This window comes from Helicobacter suis (assembly GCF_902196135.1).
Taxonomy (GTDB): Bacteria; Campylobacterota; Campylobacteria; order Campylobacterales; family Helicobacteraceae; genus Helicobacter; species Helicobacter suis_A.
In genome coordinates this window covers 184,270-205,266 of record NZ_CABIKE010000001.1, presented here as the reverse complement: position 1 = coordinate 205,266, position 20,997 = coordinate 184,270, and the positions used below count along the sequence as shown (strand labels likewise).

Annotated in this window: 23 protein-coding genes and 1 tRNA gene; 15 read left to right on the top strand and 9 right to left on the bottom strand. The window is 39.4% G+C overall.

What is annotated here, in order from left to right; all coding sequences use genetic code 11:
* Window positions 1-8: 8 nt before the first annotated feature.
* The 6 genes from serS to G6Q06_RS01020 are packed head-to-tail and all read right to left on the bottom strand — an operon-like array spanning window position 9 to window position 4,469.
* Entirely contained in the window at window positions 9-1,268 is a 1,260-nt protein-coding gene (gene serS / locus G6Q06_RS01045) for a serine--tRNA ligase (RefSeq protein WP_205435720.1), read from the bottom strand.
* Window positions 1,265-2,053 (bottom strand): carbon-nitrogen hydrolase family protein, encoded by a 789-nt coding sequence (locus G6Q06_RS01040; RefSeq protein ID WP_163563903.1) that lies wholly within the window; start codon window positions 2,051-2,053, stop codon window positions 1,265-1,267. Before G6Q06_RS01040 ends, serS begins: the two co-directional genes overlap by 4 nt.
* Window positions 2,053-2,811: a bifunctional demethylmenaquinone methyltransferase/2-methoxy-6-polyprenyl-1,4-benzoquinol methylase UbiE gene (gene ubiE, locus G6Q06_RS01035; protein WP_240328926.1), complete on the bottom strand. Its 759-nt coding sequence runs from the start codon at window positions 2,809-2,811 to the stop codon at window positions 2,053-2,055. Before ubiE ends, G6Q06_RS01040 begins: the two co-directional genes overlap by 1 nt.
* On the bottom strand, window positions 2,811-3,248 hold the full coding sequence (hemJ, locus tag G6Q06_RS01030) for a protoporphyrinogen oxidase HemJ (RefSeq protein ID WP_205435712.1): 438 nt from the start codon (window positions 3,246-3,248) through the stop codon (window positions 2,811-2,813). Before hemJ ends, ubiE begins: the two co-directional genes overlap by 1 nt.
* A gap of 1 nt (window position 3,249) precedes the next feature.
* Window positions 3,250-3,795, bottom strand: coding sequence for a YigZ family protein (locus tag G6Q06_RS01025; protein WP_163532991.1), 546 nt, complete (start codon window positions 3,793-3,795; stop codon window positions 3,250-3,252).
* A complete protein-coding gene (locus G6Q06_RS01020; RefSeq protein WP_240328630.1) occupies window positions 3,795-4,469 on the bottom strand; it encodes an META domain-containing protein in 675 nt (224 codons plus the stop codon). The genes G6Q06_RS01025 and G6Q06_RS01020 overlap by 1 nt, the downstream gene beginning before the upstream one ends.
* Window positions 4,470-4,618: 149 nt before the next feature.
* Here G6Q06_RS01020 and mraY point away from each other — a divergent pair, with 149 nt between their 5' ends.
* From mraY to G6Q06_RS00975, 9 genes are all read left to right on the top strand, one after another.
* Window positions 4,619-5,680: a phospho-N-acetylmuramoyl-pentapeptide-transferase gene (gene mraY / locus G6Q06_RS01015; protein WP_163565425.1), complete on the top strand. Its 1,062-nt coding sequence runs from the start codon at window positions 4,619-4,621 to the stop codon at window positions 5,678-5,680.
* 69 nt (window positions 5,681-5,749) lie between these two features.
* Window positions 5,750-7,021 (top strand): UDP-N-acetylmuramoyl-L-alanine--D-glutamate ligase, encoded by a 1,272-nt coding sequence (murD, locus tag G6Q06_RS01010; RefSeq protein WP_163565424.1) that lies wholly within the window; start codon window positions 5,750-5,752, stop codon window positions 7,019-7,021.
* Window positions 7,018-8,892, top strand: coding sequence for a mechanosensitive ion channel family protein (locus G6Q06_RS01005; protein ID WP_205435709.1), 1,875 nt, complete (start codon window positions 7,018-7,020; stop codon window positions 8,890-8,892). Before murD ends, G6Q06_RS01005 begins: the two co-directional genes overlap by 4 nt.
* Before the next feature lie 20 nt (window positions 8,893-8,912).
* Window positions 8,913-10,982: a methyl-accepting chemotaxis protein gene (locus G6Q06_RS08685; protein ID WP_163565423.1), complete on the top strand. Its 2,070-nt coding sequence runs from the start codon at window positions 8,913-8,915 to the stop codon at window positions 10,980-10,982.
* Window positions 10,983-10,985: 3 nt separating this feature from the next.
* Window positions 10,986-11,489 (top strand): hypothetical protein, encoded by a 504-nt coding sequence (locus tag G6Q06_RS00995; protein WP_163565491.1) that lies wholly within the window; start codon window positions 10,986-10,988, stop codon window positions 11,487-11,489.
* A gap of 162 nt (window positions 11,490-11,651) precedes the next feature.
* The gene (rplM, locus tag G6Q06_RS00990) at window positions 11,652-12,071 is read left to right on the top strand and encodes a 50S ribosomal protein L13 (RefSeq protein WP_163532995.1); all 420 of its coding nucleotides are present in this window, start codon (window positions 11,652-11,654) and stop codon (window positions 12,069-12,071) included.
* A gap of 4 nt (window positions 12,072-12,075) precedes the next feature.
* Entirely contained in the window at window positions 12,076-12,465 is a 390-nt protein-coding gene (gene rpsI, locus G6Q06_RS00985; protein WP_006564281.1) for a 30S ribosomal protein S9, read from the top strand.
* 240 nt (window positions 12,466-12,705) lie between these two features.
* Window positions 12,706-14,088 carry an MATE family efflux transporter gene (locus tag G6Q06_RS00980; RefSeq protein ID WP_163565422.1) on the top strand — a complete coding sequence of 461 codons (1,383 nt, stop codon included), beginning with the start codon at window positions 12,706-12,708 and terminating at the stop codon, window positions 14,086-14,088.
* A complete protein-coding gene (locus G6Q06_RS00975) occupies window positions 14,078-14,914 on the top strand; it encodes a J domain-containing protein (protein ID WP_240329134.1) in 837 nt (278 codons plus the stop codon). The genes G6Q06_RS00980 and G6Q06_RS00975 overlap by 11 nt, the downstream gene beginning before the upstream one ends.
* Here the strand turns inward: G6Q06_RS00975 and G6Q06_RS00970 are convergent.
* The gene (locus tag G6Q06_RS00970) at window positions 14,911-15,138 is read right to left on the bottom strand and encodes a YdcH family protein (protein WP_163534272.1); all 228 of its coding nucleotides are present in this window, start codon (window positions 15,136-15,138) and stop codon (window positions 14,911-14,913) included. The two genes, G6Q06_RS00975 and G6Q06_RS00970, sit on opposite strands and share 4 nt — an antisense overlap.
* A 72-nt stretch (window positions 15,139-15,210) precedes the next feature.
* On the opposite strand from G6Q06_RS00970, the gene G6Q06_RS00965 reads away from it, so the two are divergent.
* The 3 genes from G6Q06_RS00965 (at window position 15,211) to G6Q06_RS00955 (ending at window position 18,325) form a co-directional block, all read left to right on the top strand.
* Window positions 15,211-16,473 carry a hypothetical protein gene (locus G6Q06_RS00965; protein WP_205435706.1) on the top strand — a complete coding sequence of 421 codons (1,263 nt, stop codon included), beginning with the start codon at window positions 15,211-15,213 and terminating at the stop codon, window positions 16,471-16,473.
* 55 nt (window positions 16,474-16,528) lie between these two features.
* The gene (locus G6Q06_RS00960) at window positions 16,529-16,891 is read left to right on the top strand and encodes a hypothetical protein (RefSeq protein WP_163563896.1); all 363 of its coding nucleotides are present in this window, start codon (window positions 16,529-16,531) and stop codon (window positions 16,889-16,891) included.
* 87 nt (window positions 16,892-16,978) lie between these two features.
* Window positions 16,979-18,325, top strand: a complete 1,347-nt coding sequence (locus G6Q06_RS00955) for an FAD-dependent oxidoreductase (RefSeq protein ID WP_205435704.1) — start codon at window positions 16,979-16,981, stop codon at window positions 18,323-18,325.
* Here G6Q06_RS00955 and G6Q06_RS00950 read toward each other — a convergent pair.
* Window positions 18,322-19,314, bottom strand: coding sequence for a type I glyceraldehyde-3-phosphate dehydrogenase (locus G6Q06_RS00950; RefSeq protein WP_163563895.1), 993 nt, complete (start codon window positions 19,312-19,314; stop codon window positions 18,322-18,324). The genes G6Q06_RS00955 and G6Q06_RS00950 overlap by 4 nt on opposite strands.
* 108 nt (window positions 19,315-19,422) lie before the next feature.
* Here G6Q06_RS00950 and G6Q06_RS00945 point away from each other — a divergent pair, with 108 nt between their 5' ends.
* The 3 genes from G6Q06_RS00945 to G6Q06_RS00935 all read left to right on the top strand — a co-directional run bounded on the left by G6Q06_RS00945 (window position 19,423) and on the right by G6Q06_RS00935 (window position 20,778).
* The gene (locus G6Q06_RS00945; RefSeq protein ID WP_163565421.1) at window positions 19,423-20,109 is read left to right on the top strand and encodes a Bax inhibitor-1/YccA family protein; all 687 of its coding nucleotides are present in this window, start codon (window positions 19,423-19,425) and stop codon (window positions 20,107-20,109) included.
* Complete coding sequence (locus G6Q06_RS00940; protein ID WP_240329133.1) at window positions 20,093-20,521, top strand: thiamine-phosphate pyrophosphorylase; 429 nt, start codon at window positions 20,093-20,095, stop codon at window positions 20,519-20,521. Before G6Q06_RS00945 ends, G6Q06_RS00940 begins: the two co-directional genes overlap by 17 nt.
* A 98-nt stretch (window positions 20,522-20,619) precedes the next feature.
* Window positions 20,620-20,778 (top strand): hypothetical protein, encoded by a 159-nt coding sequence (locus G6Q06_RS00935; protein WP_205426628.1) that lies wholly within the window; start codon window positions 20,620-20,622, stop codon window positions 20,776-20,778.
* Window positions 20,779-20,894: 116 nt separating this feature from the next.
* Here the strand turns inward: G6Q06_RS00935 and G6Q06_RS00930 are convergent.
* Window positions 20,895-20,985: transfer RNA gene (locus tag G6Q06_RS00930), tRNA-Ser, on the bottom strand.
* Window positions 20,986-20,997 lie beyond the last annotated feature (12 nt).

Sequence of the window (20,997 nt, the reverse complement as noted above, 5' to 3'; positions counted from 1 at the left end):
TTTAACCTTTAGATATAGCGGGTTAAATAGGGCTCTAATACTTTAGGAATTTTTATAAGCCCCTCTTTTGTCTGGTAATTTTCCATGATAGCCACTAGCGTACGGCCTACAGCTAAAGAAGAGCCATTGAGGGTATGAACAAAGGCATTTTTCTTATTTTCTTTATAGCGAATCTTAGCCCGCCGTGCTTGAAAATCGCGGGTATTACTCACCGAGCTAATTTCGCGGTAACAATTTTGCCCGGGTAACCACACCTCAATATCTACCGTATTACTCGCACTAAAACCCAAATCCCCGCTACAGAGCTGAACAAAGCGGTGGGGCAATTCTAAAGCTTTTAAAATACCGCTAGCAATTTCTAACATTTTAGCCTGCATAGAATCGCTTTTTGTAGGGTGGGTGATAGCCACTAATTCTACTTTATCAAATTGGTGTTGGCGGATAATGCCATGTGTGTCTTTACTAGCGCTACCGGCCTCTTTTCTAAAACATGGCGTATAAGCAGTCATTAAAATAGGCAAATCCTCAGAGAGAATAATTTCATCAGCATAAAGATTAGTCAAGCTCACCTCTGAGGTGGGGATTAAATATAAATCCTCTGCTTCAACTTTAAAAAGATCTTCTTTAAATTTGGGGAGTTGACCCGTGCCAAAAAGAGTCGTAGAATTGACTAAAATAGGGGGGTTGATAATTTCAAAGCCGTGTGAGGCGTTATAATCAAGCATAAAATTAATGAGTGCACGGCTAATTAACGCCCCCTCTTTGCGCAACACACTAAAACGGCTTTTAGCGATTTTAACGCCTCTATCAAATTCAATCCAGCCATTTTTTTGGGCTAGTTCGTGGTGTTCTTTGGGCTTAAAATCAAAATTTTTAGGCGTTAAAATACGCGTAATTTCTATATTCTCGCTTTCATCTTTACCAAAGGGGGTAATGGGGTCTAATAAATTAGGAATGCTGTGTAATAAAACTTCTAATTCTTCCTCTAAAGTATTAACCCGGTGGGTTAAATGCCCTATTTTCTCTTTATTCTCTTCTAAAGCACTCTTAAGACTTAAGGCTTCTTGATCGTGGTTTTTTTGCTTTTCAAAAAAGAGTTTGGAGGTTCTGTTTTTAAATTCTTGGGCTTGTTCTAGGGCTAATTTTTGTGCTTTATATTCTAATAAAAGCGTTTGTAGATTTTTAAGAATCTGCGGGTCTAAGAATCGTTTGGCTAGATTAGCCTGTACTGCCTCAAAATCATGGAGTAGTAATTTTTTATCAATCATGTTAATTCTCCTCTTGTGATCCTAAACCCCCATTCTTTAGCCCAAGCCTCTAAATATTCCTTATGCACCTCTAGGTGTAAAATCCCCTGATCGCCTTCTAAACTGCTAGCAATATTGCTATTAGGCAGAGCAATAAAACTATCCCCATAAAAACGCCATGGTAAATTGCTTTGTTTAGAACGCACCATACCGATACGATTAGCCCGTGCCACTAGCATAGAATTACAAAACGCCCTAGCTTTACACACAGCACGCCAGCGCTCAAAAGATTCAAAGGTACTAGCCGTGCTTAAAAGCACCACCTCAACCCCCTCCTCTTGCATGCACAGCCAAATTAAATCAAAATGCAATTCATAACCAAAAAGAGGGGCGATTTTAATCCCCTCTAGCATAAAAGTTAAAGGCGTGCTTAGTTTAGTAGGCTGGGGGTTATTAAAAAAGCGCGCTTCATTCCAGTGATCATAGGGCATGAGTTTTTGCTGGGTATAAAATTGTGTGTCTTGAGGCGTGATTAAGGCAATTTGTTTCACTAAGCCTTTTTGTTCTTGCAAAATAAGAGGTGCACTCATATAAAGCTGGTGTTTGTATGCGAGTTGCTCGAGTTGTTCTAAACGCGCTAAGCTATAGCTATTAATTTTTTGTGCCTCACTCTCTAATATCTCTAAAAAAAAGGGGGTGAGTACATATTCAGGGAAAATAACAAGTGCTTGAGGCGGCATTTGTTTCACACTTTTTTGTACAAATTCCCAATCAAAATGCGCCATTTGCATGAGAAATAAGTGCATTAAAGTTTTACCGCCAAAATATTAGACACGCTTTTATACATGAAATGCGCTCTTTCTACCACATCTAACCCCACAGCGCTTAACTCATCCTCTAATTCATCGCTATTGACAAACCGTTCAATAGAGGAGGGCAAATAGGCATAGGCTTTATAATTACGGCTAATGATCGTACCTAAAATAGGTAAGATTTTAGAAGCGTAAAAATGCGTTAACGAGCCTAAAATCCCGCGTTGATCCTGACGCATAAACTCTAACACAAGTAACACCCCTCCTTTTTTAAGAACACGGCTAAACTCCTCTAAAGCTTTTTTGCGCTCCACTACATTGCGCAAGCCATAGGCGATACTGAGTAAATCAATGCTATTATCTTGCAAGGTGTGTAAATTTTTAGCCTCTAAGCAAGCTAGAGTTACACACTCAGGGCGTTCTAAATTGGCTTGTGTGATTTTTTCTTGTGCTAGGCGCAACATTTCAGAGGAAGGATCAATGCCATGTATGCTAGCAATGCTACCCTTGAAATTTTTTAAGGTTTCTAGGATACAAAGCAACATATCCGCCGTCCCACAAGCCACATCAGCAACATAAAGATCGTTTAAATGCCCCCTAAAGGCATAAACATGGCGCAAAGCCTCTTGGATACTTTTAAGCCGCCATTTTTGATCTTGTCTAAAACTCACAACCCGATTTGCTATATCATAGGTTTTAGCAATGGCATCAAACATGCCGATGATTTTTTCTTGTTTTTGAGAATTACGCATTAAAAGAATTTCCCCACTACTGCAAAGACAATCACGATCATACAAATCGTTGGTACTTCATTTGCAAACCTAAAAAAACGCGAACTCTTATAAGTCCCCTCTTTTTTAAGCTCTCTCATCCACTTTTTACACATAAAATGAAAGTGTAATAAAACCAGTACAAAAAGCAATTTAAGATGTAACCAGCCATGAGAAAATAGCGCGGCTGGATTTAAAACATAAATTAAACCCAGCCCACTAAGCACGCTAATAATCATGGCTGGGGTGGCAATGGCATTAAAAAGTTTAGATTCTTGGACTTGCACAATAGCTACAAACTCCGGTTTATCGTAATTTTCGCGGTGATAGACTAATAATCTTGGCAAATAAAGCAAGGCTGCCATCCAAGAGATGATAGCTACAATGTGAAGCATTTTAAGCCATAAATACACCTGCATATTAATTTCCTAACATTTTTTTAATAGATTCTAGAGTACCGGTAAGTACCACCCATGTACCTGTTTTTTCTAATTCTTGTTTAGTGATCTTAACCCCATACTTACGCGCCCTTGCGCTTAGAATTGGTAAAGCCGGATAAGACACCCATTGGCTGATACAAATGGGGCGGATAAAGGGGATTAATTCGCTGTTTTGTAAGCATAATTGGAGTGCCAAGCCATAAGCCTTCATTAACCCCCCAACCCCTAAAAGTACGCCCCCAAAATAGCGCACCACAATAATAGCTGTATTGATCAAATCCTGCCGCCTTAAAATCTCTAAAAGAGGTTTAGTACTATTCTTAGGTTCTCTATCCTCATGTAAAACCTCCTCTAGCCTATCGCCATTCAAATAGCGGTAAGCATAGACAATATGGCGGGCTTTACAATGCTCTTTTTTAAGTTGCTCTAGGGTGTTTTTAAAACCAGCAAAGGGGAGTAAAAAGCCTAAAAAGCTAGAACCTTTAATTTGGTGTTTAGAGGAAGTAAGCGTATTGACTTGATTCATCAGTGTTGTAAATAAATTTGCATACTAGGATTTTCTAAAAGCAAAGTGTTTTTACCACGCGTGATATTAAAAGTGCCTTTCAAGTGGTTATAAAAGGCTAATTCAAATGCCATAAGCTTTTCATTGCTACACACCTTACGCGAAATGCCCTTATCCTCAATATTGAGGTGATCGTCATCTCTAAAGCTATAACTAATAAAATATTTATTGCAATAAATCACCCCATAAGCATGGAGTTCTTTTTGATCAAACTCCACATGCCCCATAGGTGTGCTTTTGATCTTGCTTTGTTTGGCCATCTGTTGGTTTTTCTCTATATCTGCTTGTAAACGGCTAATATCGGTTCGAATCATAGAGGCATCTGGGGGCAAATCTTTAATATCTAGGTTTTTAATATTGCGCTTTAATTCCTCTTGGAGTAATTCTAATTTATCTTTAGCCTGCGCATTTGTAGGCGTATGATTTTCAGAATCTACATAGGGTTTTTGGGCTTCTAAAATTAAATCTCTAAAATTAAAGGTTTGTCCGTCTAAGACAACCCGCACAATGTGGTACTGGTTATGGTTAAAATTTTTATTTAATAAGCGCACTAACACACACCCTCCCAAAAACACCCCACAAAACACTAAAGGCAACAAAAAATAGATAAATTTTAAACTCCTTATCCTATACATTTTGATTATTAAAACTCCTTTGATCAAACCTACATTATACCCTGATCTGCCTTAACATCACAGCGCACGCCTAATAAATCAGCGCGATTTAAGTGGGGGTGCATTAAAATTATTTAATATCCCCAATTTTAATTTCTTCAGAGTTTAACATGCTTTATTACCTGTATTCGTGGTTTAATATTAATATTTTCCAATACCTCACTTTCCGCTCAGGCTTGGCTTTTTTTCTCAGCTTTTTTGGCTGTATTTATGCTATGCCAAAGTTTATTATCTGGGCTAAGCGCAAAAAAGCCAACCAGCCTATTTCAACTTATATCCCCCACCAAAATAAGAAAGACACGCCTACTATGGGCGGGGTTGTTTTTATGGCCACAACTTGCATCGCTTCTATTTTAACCGCCCGCTTAGATAATCTCTTTGTACTGCTAGGGCTTTTCACCCTTATAGCCTTTGGAGCTCTAGGCATGCAAGATGATTACACCAAAATTAGCCGCAAAAGCAATGCCGGAATCACCTCTTATTACAAATTTAGCATTCTTACTTTTATTTCTCTGATCATTGCCACCGCTCTTTATCATCTCATGAGTGAAAAAAGCCTTTATTTTCCCTTCCTTAAACACCCTATTTTTTCCTTTGAAGGCCACCCCTTTTTATTAGTGGGGTTTTGGATTTTGGTGTTTTTATCCACCTCCAACGCGGTAAATCTAACCGATGGATTAGACGGCCTAGCCACCGTGCCTAGTATTTGTGTGCTTTTAAGCTTGAGTGTGTTTATTTATGTGGTGGGCAATGCTGAGTTTAGTAGATATTTGCTCTATCCTAAAGTGAGCCATAGCGGGGAGGTTATGGTGATCTCTGCGGCCTTGATTGGATCGCTTTTGGGGTTTTTGTGGTTTAATGCATTTCCAGCAGAAGTATTTATGGGGGATAGCGGGAGCTTATCTATTGGGGGTTTTATTGCCTACATGGCTATTATTACTAATAATGAAATTTTACTCATTTTAATGGGGCTTGTGTTTGTGCTAGAGACTGGATCGGTGATCTTACAAGTTACTAGCTATAAAACCTGCAAGAAAAAGATTTTCCGCATGGCGCCCCTGCACCATCATTTTGAATCTAAGGGCTGGCCGGAAAATAAGATCATCTTGCGCTTTTGGATCACCGCGATTTTGAGTAATATCGTGGCGTTATTGAGTTTAAAAGTACGCTAAAATTTTCTTTATTTTAACCTAGCTATGTTATCCTAGTGCCTTTTTAAGGTTTAATAATGGTGGAGTTTTATGATCTCATTACTTGGATATGGGCAAACTAACCGGGCTTTTGCGGCTTATTTGCATAAGAAAAATATTCCCTATTGTATCTATGATGATCAGGTTTTAACCCCCTCGTTAGACCCTTATAACCAAAAATGGCTTCCCTCTAAAATGTTTAACCCCTATGCCTCACAACTAGAAATTGTGAGCCCGGGCATTCCTTTTAACCACCCGCTAGTACTGGCTAGTAAACATTTATGTAGCGAATATGATTACATTAAAGGGCTTTGGCAGACTAACCGCAAACATCTTCCTTTTCCAACTATCATTTTTATTAGCGGTACAAATGGCAAAACCACCACCGCTAGAATGTTAGGTTTGCTTTTAAAATCTAGTAACGCCCAAGTGGGGGGCAATATTGGAATTCCTTTGATCGATCTTTACACCCAAATTAAAGCAGAGCAGCGCAAACCCCCCTATGTGTGGATTTTAGAAACCAGTTCTTTTACTTTGCACTACACCAACCATTTAGTGCCCCAAATTTATATCCTCTTGCCTCTCTCTCAAGATCATTTAAGCTGGCATGAAAACCATGAAAATTATGTAGAGGCAAAACTCAAGCCCTTATCTTTCATGCAACAAGAAGGGCATGTATTTTTACACGCTTCTTTAAAAGATCACCCTAAAATTAAAGCCCTTATCAATCCCCCCCAGCTAATTTTTTACCAAGATTCTAAACATCTCGCTGTACAAATGGGGTTACAAATTTCTAGAGTGCGCTTTGAAGAGCCTTTTTTATTGGATGCCTTATTAGCCTTGAGTGTAGCTAAGCTTTATTCTGGAGTAGCAGATTATGATTTACTCAACACCTATATGATCCAGCCCCACCGCATTGAGATATTTTTAGATCAAGATCAAAATACATGGGTAGATGATAGCAAGGCGACTAATATTGATGCCACGCTCAAAGCCCTAGATCGTTTCAAAGGCTGTTATATCCATTTAATTTTAGGGGGCGATACAAAGGGCATGGATTTAAAGCCATTATTTGAGGTTTTAGCCCACATGCAAGTAGAAATATATGCCATTGGAGTGAGTGCGCCAATGGTTATGCAAATGGCACAAGATTATCATATCCGCGCGCATTTATGCCATGATTTAAGAATAGCGGTAGAAAATATCAAACAAAACCTACGCCCCGGACAAATTGGTATGCTTTCACCCAGTGCGGCTAGTTTAGATCAATTTGCCTCTTATAAACACCGGGGTATCACCTTTAAAGAGTGCGTGTTAAAATGAGAATCAAGTTTTTTCTTTTCTTATTTTTAGCATGTTTTCTAGGGGTGAGAGCAGATAGTACAGATAGCGATGCGATAGATTTATACCTCCTGCTTAATCAAATCAACCAAATTAATGGGGTGATTTTGCGTTATCAAAAAGACCCCAATAAACGATCTGAAATTTCTTTATATGCCGATCAAAAAAGTGATTTAATGCACTCTTTTGCGCTCAAGCTGTTAGGCGCACAAGAACAAATCGGGATTAACATTGATGCTAATCTCAAACAACAAAAAGCCCTTAAAGAGGCCTTACTTAAAAATAGCGACAAGGACTTTTATACCTACATCCTAGATACAATCCGCCTAAGAAACTTAGAAGTAGATGCTAGCATGTATGACTTTTTAGAGGAATTGCGCACCTCGCTAGATTTTTTTAGCCAAGAAAAAGATGTCAAAAGCATCACCACCCGCTACTTGCTCACACTAGAAGAATACGCCTCTAAAACCTATGTACTCCCTTCTAATACAGATAATTTCAAACAGCACCATTTCCAAGAACTCTTAGACACGCATAAAACCAAACTCAAAACCTACATTGAAGTACTTAGCTATATCCAAAAACACCCGGGCCAAGTGCTTTCTAAAAACATCGTGCTAAGCATTGATTTAAAATGGATTTTAGAACGCGTAGCCGGTGTAATTGCGCATGTCTTTCCTAGCTCTAATGGCTTACAAAGCGCTAAAATTGTTCTTTCTTTGGTTTTACTTGTATTTTTACTCGCCCTTAGAAGACTCATCACCGCCCTTTTTATCCGAGTCCTAGATTATTTTGTGCGCTTCACCCGTAAAAATACAGAGGTACAACAAAAAATCCGCAAAAGCATCATCACCCCCATTTCTACCTTTTTATTTATCTATAGCTTTGATATTTCTATTGACATTTTATACTACCCCCACCCCACTCCGACTAAGTTTTCTATGTATTTGGGTGTGGTTTATATTTTGCTATTTGCTTGGCTTTTTATGGCCTTGTTTAAGGCTTATGGAGCAGCCCTTATTGCCACTTTAGCCTCTAAGAGCAATGGATTAAGAAGAGAGGTGATTAATTTAATCTTAAAAATTGCCTACTTTTTTATCTTTGTCATCACTACCTTATGGGTACTCAAACAACTAGGCTTTGATATTTCTACGATCGTGGCGTCTTTGGGCATTGGCGGGTTGGCTGTGGCTTTGGCAGTTAAAGATGTGTTGGCTAACTTCTTTGCCTCTGTGATTTTGTTGCTAGATAATTCCTTTTCTCAGGGGGATTGGATTGTGTGTGGCGAAGTGGAGGGCACGGTAGTAGAAATGGGATTAAGACGCACCACGGTTAGAGGGTTTGATAATGCCTTATTTTTTGTCCCAAACTCTGAGCTAGCCGGTAAATCTATTCGCAACTGGAATCGCCGCAAAGTCGGGCGGCGCATTAAAATGAATATCGGGCTTACCTACAGCTCCTCTAGTGAGGCGTTGCAAAAATGCGTACTAGGGATTCGCACCATGCTTGAGCAGCACCCTAAGATTGCCAAAGATAGCGATCTAGACGCAGCCTCCAAACAACAACTCAGTAGCGATCACCACGCAATCATGATGGGTTATCAAAACATCGTCTCGCTAGATGATTTAGCCGGTTATAAATCTAATTTATTTGTATTTTTAGATAATTTTGGCGATAGTTCGATCAATATTTTTGTGTATTGTTTTTCTAAAACCATCGTTTGGGGGGAATGGTTAGCCGTTAAAGAGGATGTGATGCTTAAGATTATGAAAATAGTAGAGGATAATGGCTTGAGTTTTGCTTTCCCCTCTCAGAGTGTTTATATTGAAAGTATGCCTAAAACACCGGTTTAATCCAAACTTAGGAGAGTTCCATGCCTTTTTTCAAAAACCTTAAGTTAGGCACTAAAACAGCTTTGGCAATTTCTGCGATTTTGGTTTTATCCTTCCTCTCTTTGGGGGCTTATTACACTACAAAAATTACCTCTGTACTAGTCAATAGCGCCAATGAAACGGTTAAAATCCGCGCTAAAAGTCAGGCCACCAAAATTTCTATTGAACTCCAAAATGTGCACCGAACACTGGTTGATTATGCTAACTATTTTTCAGGCAGTGGCTATACCTTGCTTAAAAATGCAAGCCGTGCTGAGTTTGAAGACAACATCACTAAACTTTGCATTAATAACAATTTTATCAAGGGGGCTTTTTTAATTTTCTTGCAAGATAATAAACCTGTTTCTAGCTACGAGGTTACGCAAAAACCCGATGGTTCAGTTGCACTCTCTAATAACACCAAATCTCTTTGGAGATCTGATGTTGTCTCTCGAGTGATTAAAACCCGCACCTTTAGCCGCACCCACACAAATTACATGGAATTTGCCGATCGGATTAGCTACTTTGGTTTTATCATCGCCGCTCCCATTGTAGATCAAGCGCATAATTTAAAAGCAGTTGCGGGGATTTTTGTGAGTTTTGATTATATCCAAGATCGCTACTTCCCCTCCCATTCCGGCGAAAATGGATTTATTGTAGGCTCTGGAGATCGCATTTTTGCGATTAACCGCAACCACGCTTTACAAGGCAAGGTTTTTACAGATGTCATGCAAGCAGCTGAGGCTAGAGAAGTGATTGATTTTAGAAAAATGGCTAGACCGGGCGATAGCATGACCACTAGTTTTTATTCTGATGTCTTGCATGGCAATATCATTTTAGCGCTTTATGATGTAAACCCTTATGGCAACTTGACTGTGCCGGTTAATTGGATCATTGGATCGGCTATTTTAAGAAGAGATGTGTATCACACCGTGCACAAGGCGCAGTTTGCAGCCGTTTTAATTTGTCTAGTGGCTCTTTTAATCGCCGTTGCTATCATGGTTTTTTACATTAAAAACCAAATTGTTTGGCGGATTTCAAGAGTTGTGGCGACTTTGGATAGTTTCTTTAGGCTTTTAAACCATGAGGAAAATGTCAAACTTGAGGTTTATCACTCCACCCAAAGAGATGAAATTGGTTGGATGTTAGACTCTATTAATTCTAATGTGGCCAATATCCAGCAAACTTTCCATGATGATAATAACGCAGTGATAGAAGCCACCCAGTTAGCCTCTGATGTGCAAAAAGGAATCATTGTCTTTAATGAAGGCCATACCAATGCTAAAACACCTAAACTCTCTGAGCTTATCCGTGTTACCCATTCTATGGTGAGTGATTTAGAGAAAAAAATCGGCTCGGATTTAAATAAAATCTTAGCTGTGGTGCATGCCTATCAAGATTTAGATTTTACCGCAAGAGTAGAGAATGCTAAAGGAGAGATTGAAGTTTCTGTTAACCAGTTAGGTACAGAGGTTAGTGAAATGCTTAGCACTTCTTTATCTTTTGCAAATACACTTAATGCAAAAGCCATTGATTTAAAAGCCAACATGGAAAAACTCTCTTCAAGCTCTACTAAACAATCTGAGGGGATTAAAATAACCACACAAAACATTGAAGGCATCACCCAGCATATCAACGATGTTAGCACTAAGAGCGATGAAATGATCACCCAAAGCCAAGATATTAAAGGCATTGTAGAGATCATTAGAGATATTGCCGATCAAACCAATTTATTAGCCCTTAATGCCGCTATTGAAGCGGCTAGAGCCGGTGAACACGGGCGCGGGTTTGCGGTGGTAGCCGATGAGGTAAGAAAACTTGCCGAGCGCACGCAAAAATCTTTAAGTGAAATTGAATCTAGCATTAATGTTTTATTACAAAGCATTGCGGATAATTCAGCAGCCATTAAAAGCCAAGCTTCAGCTGTATTAGATATTAATAAGGCTATGGGAGAATTTGATGCGAATTTAGCCCATAATTTAGACATTGCCCAAGGGTGTTTGGGCATTAGCCAAGATATTGAACGCATCGCTACAAATATTTTAGAGGATACGAATAAAAAGAAATTTTAAGGGATTAAAATGGATAAAGTTTTAGAAAGCACTAAAGCATTCTACCCCACACAGATGTCTAAAATCAAAAAATGGATCATCAAATGGCAAACAAGGTCTTTAGGCAAGCGTTTAAATGTGGACATTTTGATCTTATCGGTGTTGCTTTTTTCTGATCGCTTTAATTTGCAAGCACAATTAGAAAGGGCTAAGCACTACCTAGAAAAAACAATCAGTCCATGTTTAGTTTGCCGTGTTTTTGATCGCATTTGTGTTAATTTAATGGATTATGCCGCTGATGAACATCTTTATTTGAAAGATAGAGGGCGGGTATTTGAACTCTTAGTACAAAATATCCAGCTCTACCATGTGGTTTTAGACATGTGGGAGGAGGAGGACTATCAAGATCAAAGAGATATTTTAAAAGTTGCGGTACAAAATGCTTATGATAAACGCTATAACTTAGATGCAGAGAGCCAGCGTTTTTTAACCTACCAAACACGCATTTTTGCTAATAAACACTTATAACACCCCGCACTCAAAACCAATTAGTTAAAGTTAAACAGGTGGGGCTAGGGATAGGGAGTTTTAAAATTTCCATTACAGATTAGAATTATTAAAAATATCTTAAATTCAGCATAACTTCAGTTTTAAAGACTAGAATAGCGCTTTTTGACTGAAAGGAAAGAGATGACAAAGTCTATTAAAGCAACTGAGATCAAGCGCGCATGGGTTGTACTGGATGCTAAAAATCAAATTTTTGGACGCCTGATTACACAGGTTGCAACCCTTTTAAGAGGCAAGCACCGCCCCTTTTACACGCCCCATGTGGATTGTGGGGATTTTGTGGTGGTGATTAATGCCTCCCATGTGAAATTCTCCGGGCTTAATAAGCTACGCGATAAGCAATATTTCACCCATTCGGGTTATTTTGGGAGCACTAAAAGCAAAACGCTAGAGGAGATGTTAGAAAAAGCACCGGAAAAACTCTTTTTCCTAGCCGTGCGTGGCATGTTGCCTAAAACGAAGTTAGGGCGCGCGATGCTTAAAAAATTAAAGGTTTATAAAGATGAAAAACACCCCCACACTGCCCAAGTTAAGAAAGGATAACTAGATGACAAAATTTTATGCCACAGGAAAAAGAAAAAGCGCCATTGCTAAAGTTTGGCTCTGGCATGGCAAAGGCGAGCTTGATATTAATGGCATGGATTTAGACACTTGGCTAGGCGGGCATGAATCTATCAAGATGAAAGTGATGCAACCTTTAGTTCTGACCCAACAAAAAGACCTTGTTAACATTAAAGCAGTGGTTTTTGGGGGCGGGTATAGTGCACAGGCAGAAGCACTTAGACATGGCATTTCTAAAGCACTAGATAGCTATGATAGCGCTTTTAGGGCGATTTTAAAACCTAAGGGTTTATTAACAAGGGATTCTCGTGTGGTTGAGCGGAAAAAATATGGGAAACGCAAGGCAAGACGTAGCCCACAATTCTCCAAACGATAGAGATTTTAAGGGAGTGTATTGCTCCCATTGTGGTTTTCTTGATTTAGACTATAACGCTAGCTTAAAACTAGTTAAACACTTCATCAGGGCTCTTAGCCAAATTAGCCTAGACATGGCGGTTTTATTAACTGATGTAAAAACAAGTCAGTTAATAACTAACCAGAAACTAAGAAACCAACAAAAATCCCATGCTTTTAGCCTATAGATTTATAGAATTTTATAGGTTTGTAGGAGCAGGACATGGCCATTGATCTAAAAACCACCCCCATTCCTAGACTCTTTTTTTACTATTTTATCCCCCTTGCCTTTTCTATGATCTCACTTTCTACCTATTCTATGATTGATGGCATGTTTGTGGGCAATAAATTAGGCAAGCAAGCTTTAGCGGCTATTGGGGTGTGTTGGCCTATTTTCCCTACTTTTATTGCCTTTGAACTGCTCTTTGGATTAGGAGCCGCCTCCATTGCTTCTTATTTTCTAGGCAAAGATCACGCCAAGCGCGCCCGGCTTGTATTTAGCTCTGTGTTTTATTTTGTAGCCATTAGCATTACTTGTATTAGCTTAGCTTTAGTGCCTTTCAGTCAAGCTATTGTTAAGATGCTAGGTAGCAACGATGCAATTTTACCTATGGCTTCTAGTTATGCCAAAGTGGTTTTCATGGGCGCTTTCTTTTTGGTTTTACACCCCCTAGCTGATGTTTTTGTGGTCAATGATAAACGCCCTATTTTAGCAATGGTGGCTATGCTTATTGGCTCTTTGATCAATGTGATCTTTAATTATTTATTACTCTATGTCTTTGAAATAGGGATTGAAGGTAGCGCCATTGCCACAGTAGTAGGGCATGCGGTGGGTTTTGCGGTGCTGCTTTCTCATTTTTTGCTTAAAAAAGGCCAACTTTATTTTGTGGCGCGTTTTAATTTAGCTAGCGTGATTTCCTCAGCCAAAAGCGGTCTACCCCAAAGCATTTCTGAACTTAGCGCAGCCATTGTCATGCTCATGTTTAACCAAACTATCATGCATACAGTAGGCGAGCGCGGGGTTTCTATTTATGCCATTATCATGTACAACGGGATTGTCTTTTGGACAACTTTACTTTCTATCGGGCAGGGTATCCAGCCTATTGCTAGCTTTAGTTATGGTGCTAGGCGCTTAGATCGCGTCCGTATGGCCTTTATTTTTGGCTTGAAGGTGGCTTTTTGCGTGGGCGTGGGGTTGTATATTTTGTTTTACTTCTTTGATCCGTATTTGCTTAAACTCTATGTGGATAAAAAGCAACTTACAGACCTTAGCTTTCTTAAAGACACCAAGCATGCAATGGATATTTACTATTTTGGGCATATTTTTTTAGGCATTAACTTATTTTGTGCGGTCTTTTTCCAATCTATCCAGCGCACCAAAAGCTCTTTTTTAATTACTCTGTGTGAAACCATTGTGTTTATCGCGATCTTACTCCCCATTTTAAGCCATTTTTATGGTTTGCAAGGCATTTGGATCGCCTACCCACTTTCGCAGTTTCTAGCGCTTATGGTGGCCATATGGGTGATTTATTATGAGATCAAAAGAGGTACATTTAGCTTTATAGAACCTTATAAAAAAGGTGCTATAGTAAAGCATGCAGATTAAAACCAAAGCGCCCCCGTTTTGTTTGGCTGATTCTTCTAAAAAATCTCACTCCGGGCAATTTATTGAGGTGTGCTTAGACCCTTCATTATACGCCAAAACTAGCCTTTATGTTGAAAAACACTTCCCTGAACATGTGCGTTTTAAGCGTACTTTAATTTTGCTTGAACAAGAGAGCATTAAAAAAACCTACTTATTAAACCGCCTTTTTTATGCTAAATACGCCCTGCACCCCTTTAACCACCCGGACATGTTTAAAATCTTATTGCAAAAAATCCTAGATCACGCCCATTTACCCATTGTGTTTAAAGAAAACCATGAGTTAGAAAAAATCTACAATCCCCACCTAGCATTGGTGCATAAAGTAGAAATCCATGTGGTGTATATGCATTCTAGATTGGTTTTTTACTACACAAATTATCTAGCTAGAGAATTTTTACACGCCACTTTTCCGGCTCATATTTTGCTAGAAACACCTTTTTCAGACAAGAGCAATAAAAAAGATTTTTTACACGAAACCCATGCCCATTTAGACGCCTTGCAAATCCTGATGAATCTTAAAAATCCCCATTTTAAACACGCCTATATCCAGTTTATTTACCCCACCCAAACTTTGCATTTAACCAAACAAGAAGAATTGATTTTAAAAGCCTTGCGCACGCTAGGGTTAGGGGTGATGCATTCTAAAGAGGAAATCAAACACCGCTATTTAGAACTGGCTAAACTTTACCACCCAGATACTGCCCCCAATACCTCCAAGCGCAAAAGCATTTACAAACAGCGGTTTTTAGAGGTTATAGAAGCTTATAAAATCCTTAAACACCTTTAATGGCTAGGTGCGCGCGCATCTTTATGTTCTTGAATCATGCGATAAATCTCATCTTTAAGATGGAGTTTTTTCTTCTTTAGAGTTGCGATTTTTAGATCATCTGTACCGCTAGCCTCTAAAGTCGCGATTTCATCATCTAAAGCGTTATGTTCCTCAAAAATCTTATGAAAGTGAGGGTTTTTATTGCTCAACTCTTTAATCTCATCTCTGTACTCGTGGAACATGCAACATCCTTTCTGATAAAATCTACCTATTATAGTATAATTAGGCTTTCTTGTCGGCTTAAAGGATGACCCATGTTGTTTGCTCTTTTAAAATCGCCTACAAATAAAATCTGCCTTTTTTTAATCTGTATTTGGCTCTCTATCCCTAAACTCTATGGCATGCACTTTAGCGAGCATATGCGCTATAACTTAGGGTTTAATCTATTCATCATGGACCATGAAGGTTCTACAACTTATTGGCCTAATACTAACACCACCCTTAACACCCGTTTAACCCCTGAAATTGGGTTTGCGTTTAATACCAAAAATGTAGAACAAAAAATAATGGTGGGAGCGTTTTTTTTCCAAAATATCCACAACTACAAACTAAATTTCCCTTCCAGATGGGGCCCCACGCTTTATTACCAAGCTAAAGGACGCGCCTTTAATTTTTTTGGGGGGATTTTTCCTAGAAAATATCTCAATGGCCATTACCCACTTAATGTGTTTGCGCCCTACTACTGGTTTATTGATCCTAATGCTAGAGGATTTTTAGTCCAGTATAAACCCATAAAAGACCCTTATAAATCCACCTCCTTAGAGGGAGAGTTTATGCTTGATTGGTTTGGGGGGAATTGTTATATCTGTAAATTTGGGCATAACAATTTGGGTAATGGCATGGATCGTTTTAGTTTCATGGGTTATACCGAACTCTCTACCCTCAAAGGGTTTTTAATATTTGGGGGCAATGCGGAGTATTTCCATGTAGAAGATCAATATTTGCTCAATTGGCCTAATACCTCCGGTAGTATCTCTACTGGATCGGTTTATTTATTAGATCGCCTCTATTACCAAGCCTATGCTAAAACTAATTTAATCAACGCCGCACCCTTTATGGAAAAATTAGATTTTTCTATAGGGGTGTTGGGGAATTTGGAGAGACTACGCAGAATTGGCCTTGATGTGCCCTTTAGAGTGGGTACGGGTTTGTTTATGGATACGCATATGCAATATAAAGGCTTTGGCATTTATGACATGTTTTTTGCCAGTAGACAGGGTGAGGATTTTCACTATAAAGAATACAATGATATTTACATTGATAAGATTTGTTCTAGCTCTAGCAATTATTGCCCCACACCGATTTATCGCGGCGTGCCTTTCTTCCAAGCTCCACTCTATAATCGTCTGGATATTTACTACGAATTTAGAAGTTCTTTTGCCACTATCCGTACCCAATTTGTCTACAACACCATGAGCAATTACCACACCACACAATCCTCTTATCAAGTGTATTTCACGGTAGCCTTAGATAGTTATGACTTGCTCAATTATGTTTTACGCAAAATCCACCGCTAACTAAGCCGATATACTTTTTAGGCTTTAAGCCTAAATTTTATTAAAGGAGTACTCTATGGCAGTCTCCATGGTAGGCAATGTAACTTATGTCAATCAAAATACCCCCTATAGTTCTATTGTCAATCAAAACGCTCTCCCTAAACTCTCTGAAGTTAACCACCAAGAATTTTTAGAGCGCTTACAAGTAGTCCAAGCAACCCGCGCTTTAGAGGAAAATAAAGCCGTGCATGAAGATAAAGAGGAACAACACTACCGTCAAAATCAAGAATCTTCAGATTCAAAACCGGATACACATGGGGATAAAACGCACAACTACCACGGCCATTATTACAGCGATGATGCACTCAAACGCGCGGTGGAAAATACAGAGGAACTAGAACAACTGGTGGATTCGCATGTCCTTGATGTTACAATTTAAACATCTTTAATAATACAGCGCAGGTGGCTAGCGTTAAACTAGGGGTTTTTAAAAAGTGCTAGCATTGTCAAAAACAAAGAGGTAGCTATGGCGTTTGATTATGACTTAGTTGTAATAGGGTTTGGGAAAGGGGGCAAAACTTTAGCAATTGCTGCCTCTAAACTAGGTAAACGGGTTGCTCTCATAGAAGAGTCTAAAGAGATGTATGGCGGGACTTGCATTAACACCGGCTGTATCCCTTCTAAAGCCTTATTGCACATGGCCACACATAAAAAAGGGGCTAATGGTTATAAAGAAAGCATTGAGGCTAAAAATAAAATGGTGGCTATTTTGCGCCAAAGAAATTATGAAGCCTTGATACAAGCACGAGTCCACCTTATAGATGGGCATGCAGGGTTTAAAGACAACCATACCCTCATGGTCTATTATGATGATAGTTGTCAAGAAATTAGCGCGGCCTATATTGTTATTGATACCGGTTCTATCCCCCTTAACCCCCCTATTTCTATCAAATCTAATAATGTCTATGACAGCACTTCTTTAATGCAATTAAACACTTTACCCGCCCATTTAGTGGTGGTGGGTGGGGGTTATATCGGTTTAGAATTTGCTAGCATGTTTAGCTCATTTGGACACCATGCCCATAAAACGGCTACGCGGGTGAGTGTATTAGTGCGAGGAGATGTCTTTTTACCCAAAGAAGATCAAGTATTTCAAGAGAGTATTTATAAAACCCTCACACAACAAGGAATAGAGATTATTTTAGGCGCAGAGGTTAAAGAGATCAAAGGCCATCGCGTCTCTTATAACGACTCAAATAAACAAGAGCGTAGCCTAGAGGCCGATGCGATTTTATTAGCCACAGGCCGCAAACCAAATACCATTGATTTACACCTAGAAAAGGCTGGTATCAAATTAGGCGCGCACCAAGAAATTTTAACCAATAGCTTTTTAGTGGCCAATGCAGATAGCGAGGGAAATATTTATGCGATTGGTGATGTCAAAGGTGGGGAAATGTTTACCACTTATGTAAGCTTAGATGATTATCGTATCGTCTTTGATCATCTCTATGGAGAGAAAAAACGCACCACTTTAAACCGCAATGTTTTACCGGAAGTCCTTTATATAGAAACCCCTTATAGCCATGTAGGCCTGCGTGCGCGCGATGTTCAAGATCAACCGGTGCTGGTTAAAACCCTCCAAACAGCTAGTATTCCCGGGGCTAGAATCTTAGAAGACACAACAGGGCTTTTACAAGTACTGGTTGAGGATAGCCCTAAGGGGCGGGTTTTAGGGGCTAGTTTGCACTGCCCGCTTTCTTATGAGTATATCAACCTTTTTAGTCTAGCCATTAATCAAAACCTAAGTTTTTCTATTCTTAAGGATATGATCTACACCCACCCATCTATGCTAGAAAGCGCTAGTATGTTTTAGGCAATGTAAAAGGCTAAATCTACTAGCCGTTTAGCATAAGCCCATTCATTATCATACCACGCCATGATTTTTGCATGCCTACCTAGACTAAAAGTCATGTCCTCTATCAGTACACAACTAGCCTCATTGCCCACAAGATCGCTACTCACTTTATAAGAACTATCTACTTCTAAAATGCCTTTAAGATTAGATTGGCTAGCTTCTTTAAAAAGTGTGAGAAGTGTTTGCGTATCTACCTCTTTTTGTAAATACACACTTAAATCCACCATAGAAACATCCATAGTCGGCACGCGCACACTACGGCCATGCATTTTCCCCTCAAGATTAGGCAGAACATAATAAAGAGCCATAGCCGATCTGGTGGTGGTTGGGATAATATTAGCAGCAGCGCGGCTACGGCGTTTATCCGTGCCTAAAACCCCATCAACAAGGGCTTGTCCTTTTGTGTAGCTATGAATGGTGGTGAGTAAAGCGCTTTGTATCCCAAAATGTGTGTCTAAAAGCATGCAAAGAGGCGCGAGGGCATTGGTGGTACAAGAGGCATTAGAGATAATATCTTGTTTCTTGTAAGCAAAGTGATTAACCCCCAATACAAAAGTAGCTTTTTTGGCTAAATCTGAGGCACTGGGTGCAAAGGGCGCGCCTAAGATCACTTTTTTAGCCCCCCTTTGCCTAAAAACCTCTAAATCCTCATAGGTGTTAAATTTCCCCGAAGTCTCTAAGAGAATATCTATCCCTAAAAGGTCTAAATCCTGCGGATTTTGACACTGCTTAAAAAGCACATAGTCATTTCCCACACAAAGTTTTTCCCCCTCTAAAGATACCTCCGGCTTATAAACCCCATGCACGCTGTCATGCGCAAATAAATAGGTTAAAACTTCCCTATCTGCTGGATCATTAATAAGCGCTAAAGTTCCCGCATATTTAGAAAGTAAAATCCGAGCCACACAACGACCAATCCTACCAAAACCATTAATTGCAACCCTCAACAAATCCCCCTATCTCAAGCTAAATACAGCGATTTTATGAATATTAAGCAATAAATTAATAGCAATCTGCTACAATCCTAGCACTTTTTTGATAAAAGGAGTCTTACCATGGCATTATATAATCGTTCGCAGGTGGAAACTTCTTTCCATGCAGAACAAAGTGAAACAGTCTTAGTTGATTTTGTTAAAACGACCTATAAGTTCTTCGCCGGTAGCCTTCTTTTGGCTACCATTGGCGCGCTAATAGGGCTGATGCATTTTGGTGTTGTTGTCCAGTATAAATGGGCTTTCTTTATTGGTGAAATCGCCGCCTTTTTTGGGTTGATGTTTACCCGCAGGATGCCCACTGTTAACTTGCTAATGCTCTTTGCTTTTGCCTTTTTATCTGGTATCACTCTAGTACCTCTCTTAGGATTTGTAATTGCTAGATCAGGGGCAAGCGCTATTTGGCAGGCTTTGGGCATGACAACTATCATATTTGGCATCATGAGTGTGTATGCGATCAAAACCAAAAGCGATCTAGCTAATATGGGCAAAATGCTCTTTATTGCTGTGATTGTTGTTTTGGTGGCTTCTTTGATTAACTTGTTCTTAGGTTCTCCTCTCATGCAAGTAGCTATTGCCGGTGTGAGTGTGATTCTCTTTAGCCTTTTTATTGCCTATGATACGCAAAACATCATTAGAGGTCGTTATGAAAGCCCTATAGAAGCCGCTGTGGCTTTGTATGTAGATTTTCTAAATGTCTTTGTTTCGCTCCTACAAATCATGGGTATTATGGGTGGTCGCAACGACTAAACCCATTTGGCGTCTTTTAGATGCCAATTTGAATCGTTTAAAGGAGGGGGTTAGAGTGGTTGAGGATATGATGCGCTATCTTTGCGATCATCAGGATTTAGCCACACGCCTTAAAACAATCCGCCACACAGCGACTTCTATTTTTGTTGAAAATAAAGTTGATTTTAATCTGTTATACACGCAAAGAAATAGCGATGCAGATGTACTTAGTTCTTATGATTGCATGCATACACAATCTTGTTTGCACATGTTACAAGCCAATTTTAAACGAGCACAAGAGAGCGCGCGCGTGTTGGAGGAATGTTTTAAATACATCTTATCCCCCACACTAGATACTCCAAATTTTAAAACCTTGCGTTATGAGTTATACACTTTAGAAAAAGAATGCGTGCTTTTTTTCAAACAAACTTGATCTTTCATAACGCTGTTTACCAAAATATAGTTTTTCTTAGATAGAATGCCCCCACTCGGTTTAACACTGAGAATATTTTACTTCCGGAGGATACGAAAATGTCACATCATAATGATGAATGTTGCCATGAGCATGAAGAGGGTGCAGAACACCACCATCACCACCATCACCACTACTACGGCGGCCATCACCACCACCATCACCACCACCATGGCGAACACCACCATCACCATGAACATGAGGAACAACACAACTAGTTCTCATTCTCCCGGTTGCCACCGGGGCTTTGCTCTCATCTTTTAAAATTTTTCTATAGCTAACAACAAAATACAAGCAGGATATAAACTAACGCTATTTGCTAGTGTAGAAGTAGTGGCGGACAGGGAGGGATTCGAACCCTCGGTAACCTTACGGCTACGCATCCTTAGCAGGGATGTGGTTTCAGCCAACTCACCCACCTGTCCACAAGCACAAAG